Raw genomic sequence first — 17,198 nt, forward strand, 5'->3', positions numbered from 1 at the left:
GAGAAAAATGAGAGGAGTGAATGAGTGTGGGAAAAGTCATGAGTTCTTTTTCAGAAGCAGTATCCGATATTAAAGACGGTGCTACGCTTATTGTCGGAGGTTTTGGGGTGTGTGGCATCCCTGAGAAGTCGATTGAGGCACTTTGCCATCAAGGTACAAAAAATCTAACGGTTTATAGTAATAATTGCGGTATTGATGATTGGGGACTAGGTCTCTTATTAGCCAATAAACAGATTAAAAAAATGGTTTCCTCCTATGTGGGTGAAAATAAAATTTTTGAGCAGCAATATTTATCAGGAGAATTGGAAGTTGAACTTGTTCCACAGGGGACTCTTGCTGAACGGATGAGAGCAGGTGGATCAGGGATTCCAGGATTTTATACGGCAACAGGTGTCGGTACCCCTGTTGCAGAAGGAAAAGAAACGAAACTATTTAACGGAAAACCATACTTGCTGGAAGAAGGGATTGTAGGAGACTTTGCTCTTGTGAAGGCTTGGAAGGCTGATACACTTGGAAATCTAGTTTATCGAAAAACATCAAGAAACTTTAATCCGCTAGCAGCTATGGCAGGAAAAATTACGATAGCTGAAGTTGAAGAAATCGTTGAACCAGGGCAGCTTAACCCCGATGAAATCCATACACCTGGCATTTATGTACAGAGATTACTAGTTGGAACAGATTATCAAAAACGAATTGAACGCCGTACAGTCGTTCAAGTGTAAAGGGAGTGATTTTCATGAAGGATACACGTCTAACGATCATAAAACGTACGGTTCAGGAAATAAAAGATGGGATGAATGTAAATCTCGGAATTGGGATGCCAACACTTGTCGCCAATGAAATCCCAGAAAACTTGAATGTCTTATTGCAATCGGAAAATGGACTACTAGGAATCGGACCTTATCCATTTGAAGGAGAGGAAGATCCAGATCTAATCAATGCAGGAAAAGAAACGATTACAACCGTTCCTGGCTCAGCATTCTTTGATAGTGCAGAATCCTTTTCGATGATTCGTGGAGGTCATATCGACCTTGCAATTTTAGGAGGAATGGAAGTATCGGAAAAGGGTGATCTGGCAAATTGGATGATACCAGGGAAAATGGTAAAAGGTATGGGTGGAGCAATGGACTTGGTTAACGGAGCCAAAAGAGTAGTCGTTGTCATGGAACACGTGAATAAATATGGTGAATCAAAAATTAAACGAGAATGTACCTTGCCGTTGACAGGAAAAGGGGTCGTACACAAATTAATTACAGACCTTGCAGTGTTTGAGTTTACAGATAACGAGATGGTTTTAGTCGAATTAATGGATGGCGTATCCGTTAAGGAAGTTGCTGAAAAAACAAATGCTCACTTTTCTATTGAGGCTGGTTTATCAGTAATGAATTAAGATGGGTATTAACTGAATGAGGTAAGTAGTTCATATAGATAATTATCTTTTTGATATTCAGTTTATCGTTTTTATATGAGAACTTAGACTTTAAAAGTGATTATTTCATTGATTTATAGATGGGGTGTAAAAATGAAGTTTGATGAAATGAAGCTTGGCAATATATATAAAACAAAATCTTATAAAGTGACAAGAGAAAAAGTAATTGAATTTGCTAAAGAATTTGATCCGCAATATTTACATTTAGATGAAGAAAAAGCGAAAAAAGGTAGATTTAAAGATATTATTGCTCCAGGAACCCATACGCTAAGTATTTCTATGAAACTTTGGATTGAATGTGATGTATTTGGTGAGGATCTTATTGCAGGAGTAGGAATGAAACAGGTGAAATTTATCAAACCCGTTTATCCAGGTGATGAGTTACATGTTTTCGCCGAAGCCACTGAAAAAATTAAAAAGAACGAAGAAGCTGGGATTATCACGTTACTATTATCCACTTACAATCATAAAGATGAAAAAGTCCTTGAAACAGAAGTATCAGCATTAATTTCAGCATAGTTGATATCAAATAGACTTTATTCTTAATTTCTTATGGAAAATAGAGCAGTAGCCTATTACAAACTTGACTTCATTCGAGAATAGGAAAAGTATTTGTTTCGGATACGGTTTTATTGCGGATAGTCGGAAGTTTTGCGCAAAAGCAGCATATTCAGCAGTGTTACCTGCTCGATGTGCTGTTTTGTGTTTTAGGGTTATTGCTTTTAATAACAACGCTAGCGATTTCATCCTTCAAATTTTTCACTATATTTTTTTAAATGTTTTTCCTCTTAATAGGGACGGAAGGAAAGGGAAAGCCGCTTCCTTGAAACAGAAAGAACCGTCCCTCTGTTTCATACCTTAGACTTCCTATGATATCTTATTATAATAGAAGTTTTTTTAATTAAAATAAAAGCATCATGTTAAATTCAGAAGAGGAGAGGGTATTTACCGTTTTGCGTACAATTCGAAAAATTTATCAGTTTTTTGTAGATAAACCAGTGAAAAAAGGGATGGTCTTAAACGATCGCTACAAGGTTTTGAGGGTGATAGGGACTGGTAGTTATGGCATTGTCTATCTTTGCAAGGAGTTAACTACCAAAGAGAATATAGTGGTCAAACAACTTCGTCCAAGTAAGCGCCGTAACAAAAAAGAGGTTGAGATGTTTGAAAAGGAAATCTCTGTTTTGCATATGCTGAACCACCCAAATATCCCAAGGCTATATGAAACCTTTTCCAGTGATAGTTGCCCTTTTTATGCAATGAGCTTCATTGAAGGTGATAATCTGGAGGATCAGATTTTTTACAATAAAAAAATGTTCAACGAGAAAGAGTCATTGCACATTCTTGCTCAGCTACTTGAATTAATCCATTATCTTCACGAAAAGGACATTTACCATCGAGACTTACGAATTCCAAACCTTTTGCTAAAAAATAAGGAGATTTTTTTAATAGATTTTGGCTTATCAGAGCATCGAGCCGCAGTTGACTCATTACACTTTCCATCTCATTCAACGTCTAACAAACCATATAGTATTCTAGAGATGAAACACCAGGATTACTATGATTTAGGGGAAATCCTTTTATATTTACTTTATACGACGTACTCTTCTAAAAACAAAAAAGCTCTTCCTTGGACAGAAGAACTTTCTTTAGAAAAGGAAACCGTTTATTTGCTAAAAAGACTACTACAGATTAAGGAACCTTATTCAAATACTAGTGAAATTTCAGCCGATCTTCAGGCAGCCATTAGAGCAAATGATAAAGATTAGCACCATAGAAGAGGATTAACTACTGCTTCGACCTCTCCGTTTGTAGTAGTTACTTCCACTCATCGGGGATCGTTTATAATGTCGGTTACTGCTACTACTACTTCGGTGATAATAACGATTTCTTCGGTCACTACTTGAGCCTCGGCGATAATGTTTATGTCTTCGCTCACTGCTGCCCTGAGAAAGCTGCTGAATTTGTTTTAGTATTTTCCTAAACATCATTTACCTCATTTCTAATTGATTTTTTGTATTTTATTAGTCTAACATATCTTCATGTTAAAACTTAATTAATAACCTGTTTAATACTTAAATTTGTGACTTCTGACCTTTCAAACATAAACAACTTCGTCCGTAATTAGGTATATGGATCTTTTGACTTTTTACTATTTTAAGGGTAAAATAATAGTAATTTAATTGAACGTGATCCTTTAAAGGGGAGTAGCTTTAATAACAAAGTCGTCATTCCGGGATGAGAGTCCTCGGCTTTGTTGGCAATATCCATTGCTAGCGAGACCTTTACCAGTATAGTTGGTAAAGGTCTCTTTTTATTTTTAGAGACCTTTACTACAGTAGTGAAGGTCTTTTTACTATTGGGGAAGTTATTCGTTGATCTTTTTCAAAGGAAATGTTTCAAGCAAGCTTATGAGGATAGGGTGCCAAGACGCCAAGACGCATTTAATAAAATATGTTACTAGATAGGAGTGAATTACATTGTATCGAAAACGGAAAGAGGCTCTGTCTATCTCGCCTCACTTGACGATGTGGACCATTACGGGTCTTTCATTTTCTATTATTGGTATATACCTGTTTATTCGTTTATCCACTATTTTAATAGAAAAGAAGCCATTTCATTTTGATGGGATCGTGATTGATAATGTCCGATCTTATTCTTCACCAGCCATGGACGGAATCATGTTAGTTATGACGGAAATGGGCTCCAAGTTCATGCTTGGACTTCTTCTCGTCATTAGTATGATATGGCTATACGTGAAACGTAAAGATAAATGGGGAGTGCGCTTATACTTCCTTACGGTAGCAGGTGGAGGTTTAGTAAATCTTTTGTTAAAGAGCTATTTTGAGAGAGAACGTCCCAACGTTAATCGAATCATTGAGGAGGATGGATTCAGTTTTCCAAGTGGGCATTCCATGGGCAGTATGACGTATTACGGATTTTTAATCTATCTAGTTTTACGAAGTAAACAAAAGCCCCTAACAAAGGTAGGTTTGGGGATTCTGCTTGGTCTCGTTATTTTAGGAATTGGGATCAGTCGTATTTATTTAGGAGTGCATTACCCTTCTGATGTGTTGGCAGGATTTATAGCTGGAATTGTATGGCTAGTAATCTGTATCTCTTTTCTAGAAATTATCTATTTTTATAAAGGAAATAGACATAAACTTACTAAAAGAACTAATGAGAAAGTGGAAATATCTCAATAAAAATGATCAACTTTTTTAGGTGAAATGAAGAAAAAGTGGGGTACACACATTTTGATCCGATCGATAAAAAATTAATCTTTATAGGGGGAAACGTTTTCATGAAAGAGGATTGGATGTTTGCTGATAAAGAATTGTCAAAAATCACGATTTTATCAAACCCAAACAATGAGCCGGTTACAATCCAAGGATCGTCTGATTCATTAAGATGTATTGGAAGAGGGACGGATGCGGCTGTTTTTCAATCCCTTGAAAACCCAGGCTATGCTTTTAAAGTGTATGCAGATGATAAAATATCGAAGATTCCCAGAGAGAAAAGAGTTTATGAATTATTAGGGGATTCCCCTTATTTTTCAACTTGTTTTGGTTATAAAGATCATTATCTTGTTCTAAGTTTTGAAGAAGGTCCCACTTTATATGATTGTTTACTTCAAGGGATTCCGATTCCAAGACAGGTGATTGAAGATGTGGACCATGCAAGACAGTATGCGCGTCAAAGAGGATTAAATCCACGTGACATTCATTTGAAAAACATCTTTCTACAAAATGGAAGAGCCAAAATCATTGATGTTTCCGAATATCTTCAACCCGGAGATGATTTAAGATGGGAGCATTTAAAAAAAGCATACCATCAATATTATCCGATCATTGAAGGGAAACCAGTTCCACTTAGATTAATAGAAACGATCAAAAACAGATATAATCAGGGGAATCGTGAATCAACCTTTCTTGAAGAGTTAATTGGGAAAAATTTCCTTACGAGTTTATGGAAATAAGAATAGGGAATAGGGGCAAGAGTTTTAATAGGAGATGTCTTAGCGACAGCTCCTATTTCTATATGGGTTAAAAAGGTTTAACTGACATGAGGATAATGATGACGATTGCTAGAAGTGAGGCAACCATATGAATGGGGGCCGTTGATTTGGCGACCAATTGGTACTCCTCTGGGATTTTTTCACCCACAGAAGTCATGACAACGGGAACAATCTTTTTCATTTTCGAACCGATCACACCATAAATTAATATTTCAATAATGATGTAAAGAGCAATAGAACCCATGAACCAAATCTCCTTGAAATATCCTGGAGAAATAAATCCCATCATGAGACCGGTAATAATTAATAAAGCTCCGCCAATCTTTGGGTACAATTCTAATTTTTTCACTAAGACAAGTATGTGCTTTAATTGTGGTAAATTTTTAGCAGAATTTGAGATTACTGGAAAAGCAAAGGTTGCTCCAATCCCAATAATCGCTGCTAATACATGAATTAACAATAGAATAGTATAAAGCAAACGACAACACCTCCCCATTTGACTACCTGTAATGTGTATGAAGACCTATTAATAAATATGATGTTTGGGTCGAAGGAATTGAAAAAAATTTGGATAAGAGAGAAGGGGGTGAAAAATGTAAAACCTGTCTATGTCCGTAGAAAACTGTGGTGCAGATGTTGATGAGATGGTATGGGGCCGTGATCATTCGACTAAATTGAGGGTGATCCGCTTTGACTATTATAATTTTTTTTAGTACATAGGAAGAAAGTATTTTGATGGTCAAAGATTTCGGATCTCAAAAGTGGAACATGATCAACTATAGCGATGTGTTTTTAGGGGATAAGGTTGCTTTTGTGAATAAAAAGTGTAATATAAAAAGCACAATAAACTTATAAAAGGAAATAAGTTATCTTCAGTAAGAAAGGGAGAACATATAGTGTCTAATACAGAATATGAATTACTCTTAAAAAAAGCGGTAGAAGCAGCACCAGATTGGTTGAAGAATGATGTTGAAAGCATCGTGAGCAAGGAAGAATATGCAGGTGTTAGTTTTCTGATTTCAGAATTGCATCACACCTATACCTTTAGCCTTAGACATATCATATCGGCTAAGCATTTATCAAGTGAGTGGTCGCAGGTTTCAAGAGAACGACTCAACTTTATCGATAATAATATTGATCTTATTGTAGCTCTTTACAATGAAGTGAAGCAGAAATAAAGAAGGGCGTCCGGGAAGGACGCCTTTCTACTTACAATTCATTTGCTACTTTTTGTTGATCTGGTATAACGGAATCGGTGTTAGACTGCCAAAACGTTTTTTTGGAAAATATACTTAGGATGATCGGAACCATTAGTAAGGCAATGGTTAAAAATACAATATGGAATACCGAAAAGTAATCTAATATCGTACCACCTACTGCACTTCCAATCACAATTCCAAAATTAAAGGTACTAGACTGTAGTGAAGTGGCGACATCTTTTCCCGTTTCCACTTGCCGCGTTACTGCGGCTTGGAATAGGGTAACAAGTGCCCCGAATGATACGCCCCATAACAGGAAACCAATATGTGAGATAATCAACATTCCTTTAAAGCCTACAAACAATAGCATCGTTCCAAAAGCTAAAGTTAACATGAATACGGTTAGAGCACCAAGATGGTCGTCGATTACTTTACCCGCTATTACAACAGATATAATCGTTCCAATCCCGAACAGGATGGAAGCCATATTAATTCCGCCGGCAAATTCAAAATGTTCTACAAGGGGTGCAATATACGTATACAAACCATAATGTGCCATGATGGTTAGGAGGGTCACGACCAAACAAATCACAACGGATTTATTACGAATAATATAAAAGGGTGAATTCGTTTTTGTTCGTTTTTCTCCTTCAACAGATGGTAAAATGAAATGCCCTAAAATGGCAATAATAAAAATAACAGCTGAAAGAACGCCAAATTCAATTCTCCACCCAATTTGTGTACCGATTGCTGTCATAATCGGCATTCCAATCCCAAGCCCAAAGGTAGATCCGGACATGGTAACCGCAATGGCTTTCCCATGTTGTTTAGAAGGAACAAGTCGCATGGCATAGGCAGAAACCATTGGCCACAGCACACCCGCACTAATTCCCCCGGCAAGTCTAGCCACAGCTACCACATAATAAGAAGAACTAATTGCGATTACTAAATTTGAAACGCCGAATATGATCATTAAGATCTGTAATAGTTTCTTTCTATTCATCGGCATCGTCCAAGTAATTAACGGAATCGTTCCGACTGCTGACGCAATGGCATAAACGCTTACTAATAACCCAATAGATGAGTAAGATACACCCAAACCTTCACTCATTTGCGGTAAGATTCCCGATGGTACTAACTCCGATAATATTCCCATAAAGGTAACGCTGGACATTAGCATTAATATCAACCATGGAAATTTTTCTTTTCCTTGTTCCATATTTCTTCCTCCTACCTACCACAGATTATGTAACAGATCTACATAAGAGGGAATTTGTTTTTTACCGATATATTTATTTCACTTATTCTTTATTTTATCCCCAGGAATTTTTGAAAACAATGTGTAAAATAGACAACTGTTTTGGCTTTTCATTGGATTTTTTATACACAACGAACTCCATTCTTTTTTATAGTTTCTGCCAATGACAGTGGGATGAAAAAAAATTAAAGTGTAGTCATACCGTTATTTATTTCACTTTAAAAACGGATCAAGTTTCACCAAACTACTTAATCGGGAGGTTCAAACAATGAAAAAGCTTTACAAAAACGTACACTTAAAAGGCAAAAAAGAAGCAGTGGATCTTTATGTGGAAAATGGAGTTTTTAAAGAAATAGGCCCGAATCTTCAGGTAGAATGCGAAGAAGTTATTGATATGGACGGCCATTTAGCGGTTCCTCCATATGTAGATCCTCATATTCATTTAGATTATGTATACACTGCTCGTAAAGAAGGTGCTACGAACGATACTGGTACTTTATTTGAAGGGATCCAGCGCTGGAGTGAAACAAAAAATGACCTGACCGTTGAAGAAATTAAAGAAAGAGCGAAGAGGGCAATTAAAGCAGAAGTATTGCAGGGGGTGCAATTTATTCGTACTCATGCGGATGTGACAGATCCAAATTTAACAGCATTAAAGGCGTTATTGGAATTAAGAGAAGAGTTAAAAGACATTGTCACTATCCAAATTGTCTCTTTCCCGCAAGAGGGGATGTACGCCTATAAAGGTGGGGCTGAACTGGTAGAAGAAGGGCTTAAAATGGGTGCTGATTGTGTCGGTGGAATTCCGCACTTTGAATTTGCCCGTGAGTTTGGTGAAAAGAGTGTCCATACAACCATCGATCTTGCCCTTAAATATGACAAAATGATTGATGTTCACTGTGATGAAACCGATGATGAACAATCACGTTATTTAGAGTTGCTTGCAACTTTAGCCTATATGGAAGGAATTGGTGAAAAAACAGCTGCTTCTCATACATGTGCAATGGGTTCCTACAATAATGCATATGCATTTAAATTAATGAAAGTATTAGGTCTTTCTAATATTAATTTCATCGTTTGTCCAACAGAAAATCTATATTTGCAAGGTCGCTATGATACATATCCTAAACGTCGTGGGATAACCAGAGTAAAGGAAATTAACGAAGCGGGTATGAACATTTGCTTTGCACAGGATAGTATCGAAGATCCATGGTATCCAGCAGGAAGCGGCAATTTGATGAATGTGCTTGACAACGGAATTCATGCCGCACAGATGATGACATTTGAAGAAATGGACAATGCTCTTGACTTGATTACTGTAAATGGTGCAAAAACAATGATGCTTACTGATAAATATGGCATTGAAGTAGGAAAACCGGCCAACTTTATTGTTCTGAATGCAAAAACTCCTTTTGATGCCGTGGTACGTCGTGTAAGTGTAGCAGCCTCTGTTCGTAATGGAGACTTCCTTTTCCGTCGCGCACCAGAAGTGATTGACACAAATCTTAACTATTTAAAAGTTAGTCAAAGTAATGTAGGAAAAATTTTAACTCCTGCTTATTAATTGTGATAAATGTCAGTCTATTTCAAAAAATAGTCATATGAGCTTCATCACCTCCCTATGGTAGAATAGTATAAATAGGGAGGTGTTTTTATGCTGGTACAATGTTACGAGCTTATGAAAATTCCATCATTTAAAAATATTCACTTAGTTTCCGGTGAAGCTGGCTTGGGCCGGCAAGTAACGTGGGTATATGTGTTAACCACACCATTTTTAGAAGATTGGGTCCATGGTGGGGAAATAATGTTTGTGGTCAATCATCAAAATGTATTGCAAATTGTTGAAGAGGCTGCAACAAAACATTTGTCCGCTGTTGTGGTCCTTAAAAATGAGCAAAATGAATCCCTCTTAAATGAAGAAATCATCAATCTTTCCAATAAAGAACAGCTTCCTTTGTTCGAGATGGACTATCGTACAAAAATATTGGATATAACAAAAGATATCAGCACTTATATTATTCATAAACAAGAGAAAGTGGATTATATCAATCATTTCTTCTATAATATCCTATTCTCTGAAAACCCTAGTCAAAAAGGTTTTGAAGAGTATATGATACATATTGGCATCCATGAGGATGATAACTGTTTTATTACGACCTTATATTCAGAGGATCCCTCGAAACTTGAACAGATAGAGGTTTCGTTACAATTGAATTTGGGAGATCCCCATATTCATTTTCTGACCATGATTTTTAGTCCATACATCATCACGTTGACCTTTGCTGTTCCTAGTTCTATTAAAAAAGCAAAAAAGTTAATGAAATCTGTATTTTCTATGTTAAGTGAAAAATATCCGGATATGTTATACATGGGAATTGGCAATACGTGCACCTCTTTATCGGATGTCCACTGCAGCTATTTGAAGTCCGTCAAGTCCATTCCTCTTTGCACGAAGGAAAAAAGAATTATTGATTACGAAGAACTTGGTTTTCCTCGTTTGCTTTTGAATGCGTTAGACTTCGATGAAATAAAGGAATATGCTGACTCTTTTCTAAAGGAAATAAAAGAATATGATGAAAGAAATCGAACTTTTTTTCTACAAACAATAGAAGCTTATATTTTAAATAATGGTAATATTAGCAAAACCTCTACACAGCTATATATTCATCGAAATACTTGTGTTTATCGGCTTGACAAAATAAAGGAGCTCTTTCGAATTGATTTAGATGATCCTAATACTCGGATCGATATGTTAAATAGTTTGAATATTTATCGGTTTTTGGATAGACGAATTTCTGTCAGGTAATAAAAAGACAAGTTAAGAATTTTGGATGCTAGAAAAACCTGTCAAAATATCTTTTGACAGGTTTTTTTGTACATTATAATTTTATCAGCGCTTTTGATTCGGGTATAGAATACATTTTGCGACCAATGTAGGTTTGAAAAATAATAAACAGTCCACCCACAACCCAATATAGGGGGAGTGCAGCAGGTGCATTAAACGAAACGACCATAATCATAATGGGAGATAGAAGTCCCATGAATTTCATTTGCTCTTGTTGAGCTGATGGAAGATTCGTTTGAGATATCTTAAATTGTACAAAATAAACGATACCCGCTAGTAAAGTTAACCAAAGATCAGGCTGTCCAAGATTAAACCATAAAAATGAGTGTGTCGCTATTTCATGGGAGTTACGAATCGCTTGATAAAAGGCCATTAAAATGGGCATTTGAATCAGTAAAGGGAGACACCCCATGTTTAAAGGATTAACACCATGTTTTTGATATAGACCCATTAATTCTCTTTGAAGATTTTGCTGTTCTTTTGGATCTTTTGTTTGTTTTAACTTTTTCTGAATTTGTTCCATTTCCGGTTTCAAGCTATCCATTTTTACTTTCATTGTAGATTGGGTTTTATACTGTTTAAGCATGAATGGGAATAAAGCAAAACGGATAAGAAGCGTGACTAAAATAATCCCAATCCCATAATTATCATGAAAAAGATGGGCAGTCCAAATAATTAAAGAAGTGAATGGACCAACAAAATAATGATTAAAAAAGTCACTACTTTGACCACTTTCAGAAGAACATGCAGATAATAACAATATAGTAAACGTAATAAATATAAAGATAATCCTATTTTTCTTTTTCAGCATATGTCTATTTCCTCCAATTTTGATTGTAATAGTTAAAAAATTGGTTTGGAAATAGATAAATCTGACTCTTCACCTGGATTTTCTTTTCTTCGTATAATTTTAACGATCCACATGATTCGTTTATCCACATAGATCCATGTATTCAACCTTTTAGGCGAATTTTTTGCCATTTGTATAGCTGATGGGGAATGAATGTGTTGAACTAATTTGTATTCAGTTTTAAAGACCCAAATAAATTGAAAGGAAAAGCCAATCAATAACCCGATCATCATCGAGTAATCAGTTTGACCGTTAACTAAGTCTAACAATAGTTCTAACAATCATTTCACCTCAATAGTTCAATCAATACGTGACTGTTGCAAGTATATAAGTTTTCTTTCTGATATGCAATGGAAAACTTATCTTCCACTTTGAAACACAGCGGCGGTTCTGACGTATCATGGAAAATAGGTGAAAGGACAATTTAGCTACCCATAGAATAAACAACGCTAAGCATCTTGGCTAATAAAAAAAGACTGATCAATAAGTCTCAGTCCTAGATGTCTTCTCCAATTTTCAAAATTAATGGCGAATGTTGTGCAGGAACTAGTTTGATGTTAAGTCTTCTTTTAGTAGCCATGTTAACACCGGAATATCTGTACCTTCTGTCATTATTTCAAAAGGTTCGATTGTCTGAATCGCTTTGCTCAGTCCATGCGCTATTAATTGGGGGACCGTTGGACCCTGATAGTATCCTGTTATGGCTTTGAAAAAGTCCTTATAACAATTAGGAATAAATTAAAAGTGGGGGCTTTCTCGAATGTCCTTTGATTTTGAAAGTCCCTATTTATCGTCACTATAGCAATAAAGTGATAATCCGCCTAATGCCTATAGCTCTGAGCTTGTTGGTCGAATAATCAATTCACCAATCGCAACATCATGGGGTTGTTCAATGGAAAAGGCAATGGCACGGGCGATGTTGTCTGCTTCAATGGCACCCTGATAAATTTTATCAAATGCTTCTTTAAGATGTGTGTCTGTAATAGTTTCGGTTAATTCAGTATTAACAGCTCCGGGAGAGATAATAGTAGTTCGAATATTATTTTTAAACTCTTCTTTTCGAAGCCCCTCCATAATGGCACGTACGGCAAATTTGGTTGCACTGTAAACGGAACTGGCTGGCCACACTCCGTATCCGGCAAGAGAAGAAAGAGAAATAATATGCCCTGATTTTTGTTCCCTCATGAATGGTAGGACAGCTGCAATCCCGTATAGGACACCTTTAATATTGACATCAATCATTCTGTCCCACTCATCAATTTTTTTCTTATATAGCTTTGATTGTGGCATAACCCCCGCGTTATTAATCAGTACGTCAATCTTTCCGTACTCCTTAAGAGCTACCTCAGCAAGTTCTTCCATACTAATAGGAGAAGTCACGTCTGTCACTTTATAAATAGCTTGTCCGTTATTTCGATTAATCTCACTCTGTAATTTCAATAACCGGTCTTCACGACGAGCAGCCAACACCAACTTAGCTCCTTTAGAAGCAAGTTCTTTTGCAACAGCTTCGCCTATTCCGCTAGATGCTCCAGTAATTATTACAACTTTATTTTGAATAGTAGACATATAAAACCATCCTTATCTAAAATAGATTTCTATTACCTTAGCAGCCTATTGTTTCTAGCTAAGTGACCAAGGGCAGATAGATACCAAATCGATTCATTTAATATTCCGAAAATATAAAAAATATAAATTTTCAACATCAACGATACAAAGAAATGAAGAAAAAAGCAAGCTTGATTATCTTGAAAATTAATAGGTGACTGGTTACTTCCAAAAAATGGAAGGTGCCTGGCGCCATTTTCTTTTTGATTAAAAAAAGCATAAATAGAATGATTTTTTATATATTTAGATGTATTGATTTTTAAAACCATTTAATCTGTCTCTTTCGTGAATTTAGGTACATAACTAGCTTTTGATATCCTCCATTTTCTAAGGAATACATTCATCTTAGATTAAGATTTGTGAAAAATGAGCGGTGTATTGAATGGGTTTGGAAAATTAAATTCTTCATGAAAGAAAAGAGGTTGCTATGCAGAGGTTAATGGAAGGAAAAAAAGGATTAGTTCTTGGGGTTTCAAATGAGCAGAGTATTGCATGGGACATTTCTAAACGCTTAGCGGATGAGGGCGCACAACTTGCTTTTACGTATCAAAATGAAAAAACAGGATCATATGTTATTCCTTTGTTCCAATCCATCGAAAGTCTATTTTATGAAAGGGTGGATGTAACGAATCCGGAAGAAGTTTTGACGATGATTGAGAAACTAGATCGTCATTTCAATGGCGAGCTTGATTTCATTGTCCATGCGGTTGCGGGAGGTCCGAAAAAAGGCGAACTATCAGGTAAATATATGGATGTATCGCAGGAAGGATTTCTACATTCCATGTTGATCAGCGTCTATTCACTAACCGATATCGTGAAAAGAACACATCACATGTTGAAAGATCGTCATGCTTCGATTATGACGCTGTCCTATTATGGCTCGGAGAAAGTAGTCAAAAACTATAATGTCATGGGCGTGGCAAAAGCAGCGCTTGAAAGTAGTGTCCGATATTTGGCTGCAGATTTAGGCGAATATGGAATTCGGATCAATGCTCTTTCACCAGGAACGGTAAAAACACGAGCTGCTAGTGGAATTGGTGAATTTGATCAGTTATATGATTACTCCAGTCAGCATTCCCTTTTAAAAAGAAACGCAACACGGGAAGAAATTGCAAATGCCTCTCTTTTTCTATTAAGTGACATGAGTACCGGGATCACGGGTCAAACCATTTATGTGGATGCTGGATATAGTGTTAAAGGAGATGGCAGTGATGCAAAAAGAGTTGAGCTATGAGGATATTCAGATTGGAGATACAGCGAATTTTTCTAAAACAATTTCTGAATTTGATATTTATCAGTTTGCAGGATTGACTGGTGATTTTAACCCGATGCATATCAATGAAGAATTTGCATCTAAGACCTTTTTTGAGGATCGGATTGCCCATGGCCTTTTAACAGGCAGCTTTATTTCAACCGTTCTTGGGATGAAACTTCCGGGACCAAACTCCATTTACTTATCACAAAGCTTTACATTTACAGCACCTGTGAAAATTGGGGATACGATAAACGCCACCGTCAAAGTGATTGACAAACAAGATGATAAGAAATTCATCAGATTGAAAACAGAGGTATGGAATCAGCTTAACGAAAAGGTCGTAGACGGAGAGGCTTTGGTCATGAAAAAATCACTGGAGAGAAAATGACATGAGGTGCCAGCGTATAAGGGTGGTAAATGAGTTCTTGATTCATTTACTCATTTACCTTTATACGCTGGTACCTTTTTTAAAATTAATACCAAATTTGCTTTTGTAGCGTACAAATGCACAAATTCGCGGGGCAAATGAGCAAATTCGCCCGCCATTTGGTGTTTTTCACGCTGCTTTCGCGTTATTAGGTAAATGTACAAATCCTGTGTCTTTTTATACATTGGGTTGTAGAAGTATGCCTTTTTACAACGACAATGGGATTCCAGCAGGAGGAATATAAATAATGGAAAAGCTAAACTATGACACGATCAAAACGTATCAATCATTTAAAAGCGTTGAGGACATGGATCAGGCGGTTCGTGGATTTTTATATAGATTCAAATCGACCTTGTCTGATGGAGCGGTGAAGGTTTTGAATTTTATTTGGAGATACTCCGTGAAAGTCGTTGGGGTGTCATTTGCCAAATACGAAACGATTGCTGAAGCGATTGGTATAAGTCGCAGAACGGTGATTCGTGCTGTTAAAACGCTAGAGGATCTTGGGTTTATTACAAAAATTCCAACCGTTCGAATGAATGGGAAGCAGGGGGTTAATCTTTGTGTGATTCAACCTTTTGAAAAGATTGATTCCTTTTTACAGCCGGTGTCACCCCAGGATGTCACTGCAATTGTCACTCCTAATAAAGCAGAGAGTAAACAAAGTTCACTCTGTGAGAATAAACAAAGTCGTATTATCGAAAAGAAGCAAAGACAGCCTTTATGTCATCCTGTTACGAGTAACGAAACAATCGTAACAAAAGAGGATCTAAGTCAAAATATACATACTCAATCAAATTCGAATGAAAAGGAAGATCAAAATCTATCTTTAAGCCAGGAGATCGATCAACAAGTTCAAGTTACGTTTAAGCCAAACTATGAAAAAAACTTTGATTCTAGTTTTCTACCAAACTACGTGAACAAAGACTTTATCCAAGCAGCACAGCCTTATTTTCATACGAACGATATTTATAAGCTTTGGGCAAAAATACATTTAGCCCATAAAAAAGTGAGTTTAATGGCGAGTCTAGAAGACATAATGGAACGGATTCTGACTGATTTTAAAAAGGTCATTTTTATGTATAAAATGGGGAAAATCAAATCCACATTTGAAGGCTATTTTTACCAAGTGATTTATGGAACATTATGGAATTTAAAAAAGGAAGAATATAAGAATCATTGGTACGAGCAGGTGATGAAGGGATGAAACATGGGGACGGTTCTCCTGTTTCACGTTGGGTTATGTATCATCATAAAAATTTCCAATAAGGAATTTAAGCTATTAATGGCTTCACAAGCACACTCAACATTTTAAGATTTGTACAAAATGAAACGGGAGAACCGTCCCCCCTGTTTCAAGTATAAATGCAGGAGAATGATTCCATAATGGGGAGGAGAAAAAGAGGAAGGTATTTTTGATATGAATCATTATGTTTCTGTTGCAATTGAGCTAGTTTCAGGGTTAGTTATTTTATTTTTGGTTCTTAAAGTATTAGGGAAAACGCAATTTTCACAGATTACGCCTTTCGACTTTATTTCGGCGCTTATATTAGGGGAATTAGTCGGGAACGCCATATATGACCACGAGACAAGACTTCGTGAAATCATTTTTGCAGCTCTCGTATGGGGGATCCTTATTTATTTAATGGGAATTATTACGCTCAAGTTTAAATCTACAAGAAAGTTTCTAGAAGGTGAACCGAATATTATAATCCATAAGGGGAAAATCCTACATGACTCATTAAAGAAAAGTAAAATGGATATCAATCAACTGTTAAGTCTTATAAGACAACAAGGCTACTTTTCCATTCAGGAAATCGAATATGCCATACTAGAAACAAATGGTATGGTCAGTGTGCTTCCAAAATTCGAATACGATACACCAAAAGCAAGTGATTTAAATGTGCCTGTAAAGCCAGTCCATTTACCGATCACGTTAATACTTGATGGAAAGATTGTTCATGAAAATCTACAAGAATATGGCCTTCATCATCAATGGTTAAAGGAGCAATTAACTGCGCAAAATATTAAGGATCCTAAAACCGTTCTGTATGCTGAATGGACACCCAATCAACCTGTCTTTGTTCTTAAATATTGAAACACCTCGAAAGGTTTTATGTGATGGAGTTGTGGATGAAAGGTTGGGAGTGCAGCGGTGAAAAAAGGTCTATGAGCTGAGCAGGTTCTCAAGGACAAAAATTGGGAAAAGTAGCGAAAAAAGTCCATGAGGCGTTTTCTCAAGGAGAAATTTGGGGACAAGCCCCTGTGACTTGTCGACTGGGTGAGTGTAGAACAAAAAAAGTAAATCA

Annotated in this window: 18 protein-coding genes; 13 read left to right on the plus strand and 5 right to left on the minus strand. The window is 36.4% G+C overall.

The features are described from left to right. Window positions 1-20 precede the first annotated feature (20 nt). The 6 genes from Q5760_RS08165 (at window position 21) to Q5760_RS08190 (ending at window position 5,408) form a co-directional block, all read left to right on the plus strand. Window positions 21-722 (plus strand): CoA transferase subunit A, encoded by a 702-nt coding sequence (locus tag Q5760_RS08165; protein ID WP_428911697.1) that lies wholly within the window; start codon window positions 21-23, stop codon window positions 720-722. 14 nt (window positions 723-736) lie between these two features. Further along, complete coding sequence (locus tag Q5760_RS08170; RefSeq protein ID WP_428911698.1) at window positions 737-1,390, plus strand: 3-oxoacid CoA-transferase subunit B; 654 nt, start codon at window positions 737-739, stop codon at window positions 1,388-1,390. Between the two features lie 132 nt (window positions 1,391-1,522). Continuing rightward, complete coding sequence (locus tag Q5760_RS08175) at window positions 1,523-1,948, plus strand: MaoC/PaaZ C-terminal domain-containing protein (protein WP_428911699.1); 426 nt, start codon at window positions 1,523-1,525, stop codon at window positions 1,946-1,948. A 398-nt stretch (window positions 1,949-2,346) separates the two neighbouring features. Then, window positions 2,347-3,198 carry a serine/threonine protein kinase gene (locus tag Q5760_RS08180; RefSeq protein WP_428911700.1) on the plus strand — a complete coding sequence of 284 codons (852 nt, stop codon included), beginning with the start codon at window positions 2,347-2,349 and terminating at the stop codon, window positions 3,196-3,198. Between the two features lie 711 nt (window positions 3,199-3,909). Next, the gene (locus Q5760_RS08185; RefSeq protein ID WP_428911701.1) at window positions 3,910-4,635 is read left to right on the plus strand and encodes a phosphatase PAP2 family protein; all 726 of its coding nucleotides are present in this window, start codon (window positions 3,910-3,912) and stop codon (window positions 4,633-4,635) included. 98 nt (window positions 4,636-4,733) lie between these two features. Next, a complete protein-coding gene (locus tag Q5760_RS08190) occupies window positions 4,734-5,408 on the plus strand; it encodes a serine/threonine protein kinase (RefSeq protein WP_428911702.1) in 675 nt (224 codons plus the stop codon). A 67-nt stretch (window positions 5,409-5,475) separates the two neighbouring features. On the opposite strand, the gene Q5760_RS08195 is transcribed toward Q5760_RS08190, so the two are convergent. Then, window positions 5,476-5,925: a DUF2269 family protein gene (locus tag Q5760_RS08195; protein WP_428911703.1), complete on the minus strand. Its 450-nt coding sequence runs from the start codon at window positions 5,923-5,925 to the stop codon at window positions 5,476-5,478. Between the two features lie 418 nt (window positions 5,926-6,343). On the opposite strand from Q5760_RS08195, the gene Q5760_RS08200 reads away from it, so the two are divergent. Further along, window positions 6,344-6,625, plus strand: coding sequence for a hypothetical protein (locus tag Q5760_RS08200; protein WP_428911704.1), 282 nt, complete (start codon window positions 6,344-6,346; stop codon window positions 6,623-6,625). 31 nt (window positions 6,626-6,656) lie between these two features. Here the strand turns inward: Q5760_RS08200 and Q5760_RS08205 are convergent, their stop codons facing one another. Continuing rightward, window positions 6,657-7,865, minus strand: coding sequence for an MFS transporter (locus Q5760_RS08205; protein WP_428911705.1), 1,209 nt, complete (start codon window positions 7,863-7,865; stop codon window positions 6,657-6,659). A 307-nt stretch (window positions 7,866-8,172) separates the two neighbouring features. Between Q5760_RS08205 and codA the strand changes: the two genes are divergently transcribed. Together codA and Q5760_RS08215 are read left to right on the plus strand one after the other, a co-directional pair. After that, entirely contained in the window at window positions 8,173-9,468 is a 1,296-nt protein-coding gene (codA, locus tag Q5760_RS08210; RefSeq protein ID WP_428911706.1) for a cytosine deaminase, read from the plus strand. 90 nt (window positions 9,469-9,558) lie between these two features. Beyond that, window positions 9,559-10,710 carry a PucR family transcriptional regulator gene (locus Q5760_RS08215; protein WP_428911707.1) on the plus strand — a complete coding sequence of 384 codons (1,152 nt, stop codon included), beginning with the start codon at window positions 9,559-9,561 and terminating at the stop codon, window positions 10,708-10,710. A gap of 73 nt (window positions 10,711-10,783) precedes the next feature. Here the strand turns inward: Q5760_RS08215 and yidC are convergent, their stop codons facing one another. From yidC to Q5760_RS08230, 3 genes are all read right to left on the minus strand, one after another. Then, window positions 10,784-11,560, minus strand: coding sequence for a membrane protein insertase YidC (gene yidC, locus Q5760_RS08220; protein WP_428911708.1), 777 nt, complete (start codon window positions 11,558-11,560; stop codon window positions 10,784-10,786). A gap of 32 nt (window positions 11,561-11,592) precedes the next feature. Beyond that, window positions 11,593-11,880 carry a hypothetical protein gene (locus Q5760_RS08225; RefSeq protein WP_428911709.1) on the minus strand — a complete coding sequence of 96 codons (288 nt, stop codon included), beginning with the start codon at window positions 11,878-11,880 and terminating at the stop codon, window positions 11,593-11,595. A gap of 547 nt (window positions 11,881-12,427) precedes the next feature. Next, a complete protein-coding gene (locus Q5760_RS08230; protein ID WP_428911710.1) occupies window positions 12,428-13,168 on the minus strand; it encodes an SDR family oxidoreductase in 741 nt (246 codons plus the stop codon). 478 nt (window positions 13,169-13,646) lie between these two features. On the opposite strand from Q5760_RS08230, the gene Q5760_RS08235 reads away from it, so the two are divergent. From Q5760_RS08235 to Q5760_RS08250, 4 genes are all read left to right on the plus strand, one after another. After that, window positions 13,647-14,441, plus strand: a complete 795-nt coding sequence (locus Q5760_RS08235; RefSeq protein ID WP_428911711.1) for an enoyl-ACP reductase FabI — start codon at window positions 13,647-13,649, stop codon at window positions 14,439-14,441. After that, window positions 14,419-14,850 carry a MaoC family dehydratase gene (locus Q5760_RS08240; protein ID WP_428911712.1) on the plus strand — a complete coding sequence of 144 codons (432 nt, stop codon included), beginning with the start codon at window positions 14,419-14,421 and terminating at the stop codon, window positions 14,848-14,850. The genes Q5760_RS08235 and Q5760_RS08240 overlap by 23 nt, the downstream gene beginning before the upstream one ends. A gap of 286 nt (window positions 14,851-15,136) precedes the next feature. Continuing rightward, complete coding sequence (locus Q5760_RS08245) at window positions 15,137-16,096, plus strand: helix-turn-helix domain-containing protein (protein WP_428911713.1); 960 nt, start codon at window positions 15,137-15,139, stop codon at window positions 16,094-16,096. A gap of 213 nt (window positions 16,097-16,309) precedes the next feature. Beyond that, on the plus strand, window positions 16,310-16,987 hold the full coding sequence (locus Q5760_RS08250) for a DUF421 domain-containing protein (protein WP_428911714.1): 678 nt from the start codon (window positions 16,310-16,312) through the stop codon (window positions 16,985-16,987). Window positions 16,988-17,198: the final 211 nt, after the last annotated feature.

The organism is Niallia sp. Kr1 (assembly GCF_050389805.1).
GTDB lineage: Bacteria > Bacillota > Bacilli > Bacillales > Cytobacillaceae > Bacillus_BD.